Genomic DNA, 2,561 nt, shown 5'->3' with positions numbered 1-2,561 from the left:
AGGGCGGCCCGCCCGGCCTGCCGCCCGCCCTGCCGGGCGGGCAGGTGGCGCGCGGCGGCTCGCTCGGCCTGCTCGGCACCGGCGACATCCTGGCCACGCCCTTCAGCACCAGCAACTACACCTCGCAGCTGATCCAGGACCAGCAGGCGCGCACCGCCGCCGACACGCTGATCAATGATTCCTCCGTGCGCCTGACCACCGGCAGCAACGGCTTCGACGACACCTTCCAGATCCGCGGCTACGCCGTGCCGGCCGGCGATGTCGGGCTGAACGGGCTGTATGGGCTGATCTCCTCCAACCGCGCGCCGGCCGAGCTGATCGAGCGGATCGAGCTGCTGAAGGGCCCCGGCGCGCTGATCAACGGCATCGCCCCGAACGGCAGCATCGGCGGCGGCATCAACATCGTCACCAAGCGCGCCGGCGACGAGCCGCTGACCCGCCTGACCACCACCTATATCGGCAATTCGAATTTCGGCCTGCATGCCGATGTCGCGCGCCGCTATGGCGCGAACCGCGAATGGGGCATCCGCTTCAACGGGCTGTTCCGCGATGGCGAAGGCTCCATCGACGGCGGCAATGTGCGCAACGGCCTCGGCGCGCTCGGCCTCGACTATCGCGGCGAGCGGCTGCGCTGGAACGCCGATGTCATCTTCCAGCGCGACGACACCGACAATTTCCGCCCGCAGATTGCCATCCAGCCCGGCGCCACGGCGATCCCGAAGCCGCCCAGCGCGCGCAGCAACTGGTTCCCCGGCACCACGCTGCGTCAGCAGGACACCACCATCGCCACCCGCGTCGAATATGATCTGACCGACTCCCTCACCGCCTATGCCGCGCTGGGCTACCGCGATGGCTGGAACGACCAGGTCTTCCCCAACGCCAATCCGGGCGCGCTCGCCAATGGCGATTTCAACGTCGTCAACTCCTTCTATGATTCCTACACCGAGACCTATAGCGGCGCGGCGGGCGCGCGCTGGCGCTTCCGCACCGGGCCGGTCGGCCACACGCTGAATCTCGGCGTCACCGGCTTCCAGCAGGAGGCGGGCAATGCCTACATCACCTCCGGCGGCAGCGTCGCCTCCAACCTCTACCGGCCCTCGGCGCTGCCGCTGGTCACCGCGGCGCGCACCGATCCGCGCCGCGCCTCGGAGACGCGGCTGACCAGCATCGCGCTGGCCGACACCATGTCCTTCGCCGATGACCGGCTGCTGGTGACGCTCGGCGTGCGCGAGCAGAATGTGCGCGTCGACAGCTACAGCACCGCGAATGGCGCGCGCACCAGCCGCTACGATGCCAGCGCCACCACGCCGCTGGCCGGCGTGGTGTTCCGCGTGCTCGACAATGTCTCGCTCTACGCCAATTACGCGCAGGGGCTGACGCGCGGCACCATCGTCGGCGCCGGCTATGTCAACACCGGCGCGGTGCTGGCGCCCTTCAAGTCCGAGCAGTACGAGGCCGGCGTGAAGGTCGAGTGGGGCGGGCTGACCACCACCGCCGCGGTGTTCCAGCTGACCCGGCCGAACCAGGTCGTCACCCCCGGCAACGAGCTCGCCTATGATGGCGAGCAGCGCAACCGCGGCGTCGAGCTGGCCGCCTTCGGCGAGCTGATGCCCGGCCTGCGCGGCCTGGTCAGCGCCACGCTGATGCAGCCCGAGCTGACCCGCACCCAGAACCCGGCCGAGGCGGGCAACAAGGCCGCCGGCGTGCCGGAGCGGCTGTTCTCCGGCGCGCTGGACTGGGACGTGCCGGGCGTGCCGGGCCTCGCCCTCAGCGGCCGCGTCATCTACACCTCGGGCTCCTACATGAACGCGGCCAACACGCTGCGCTTCGATGGCTGGACGCGGCTCGACCTCGGCGCCCGCTACACCACCGAGATCTCCGGCAAGCCGGTCACCTTCCGCGCCAATCTGGAGAACGCGACGGATGAGCGCTACTGGCTGACCAGCGGCAGCTACGTGACCGTGGGCGCGCCGCGCACCGTCATCGTCTCGGCGGCCTTCGACTTCTGATGGCGCGGGGGCAGGCCATGCCCCTGCTGCCCCGCCTGTGGCGGGTGGCGCCGGTGGCGTCGCGCATCCTGGCGGCGCTGCTGGGCGGCTACGCGCTGGCGGCGCTGGCCAGCCTGGCGGCGCTCGCCTTGCCGGCCAGCCGGCCGCAGGCGGTCCTCACCGGCATGCTGGTGAGTTTCTGGCTCTATGCCGGGGCCGTGCTGTGGTGCTTCGCGGCGCGCAGCGCGGCGCGCGCCTGGGCCGGGCTGGCCATCCTCGCCGCGCCGCTGGCGCTCGCCGCCTGGTGGGCGGCATGAGCAGACCGCCATCCCCGCCGCCATCGCCCGGGCTGCGCCAGAGCATGGCGGGGCTGCATCGCTGGGCCGGGCTGCTGGCCGGCTGGCTGCTCTACGCCATGTTCCTCACCGGCACCGTCGCCTATTTCAAGGACGAGATCTCGCTCTGGATGCGGCCCGAGCTGCCGGTGGCGCAGGGCCAGCCCGACCAGGCGCTGGCGGCGCAGCGTGTGGCGGCGGCGCTGGGCGGGCTCGCCCCCGGCGCCGCGCAATGGAG

Annotated in this window: 3 protein-coding genes; all 3 read left to right on the top strand. The window is 71.6% G+C overall.

What is annotated here, in order from left to right:
* Nucleotides 1–2,009: TonB-dependent receptor (locus HMPREF0731_RS06585; RefSeq protein ID WP_007003273.1), on the top strand; the 2,009-nt coding region annotated here is incomplete at its 5' end.
* Between the two features lie 17 nt (nucleotides 2,010–2,026).
* Nucleotides 2,027–2,305, top strand: coding sequence for a DUF3649 domain-containing protein (locus HMPREF0731_RS06580; protein WP_040612432.1), 279 nt, complete (start codon nucleotides 2,027–2,029; stop codon nucleotides 2,303–2,305).
* On the top strand, nucleotides 2,302–2,561 hold a 260-nt coding region (locus tag HMPREF0731_RS06575), incomplete at its 3' end, for a PepSY domain-containing protein (RefSeq protein ID WP_169312258.1). The genes HMPREF0731_RS06580 and HMPREF0731_RS06575, both read left to right, overlap by 4 nt.

Origin of the sequence: Pseudoroseomonas cervicalis ATCC 49957, from assembly GCF_000164635.1 — a bacterium.
GTDB lineage: Bacteria > Pseudomonadota > Alphaproteobacteria > Acetobacterales > Acetobacteraceae > Pseudoroseomonas > Pseudoroseomonas cervicalis.
This window is presented reverse-complemented; position numbering and strand designations above follow the sequence as displayed.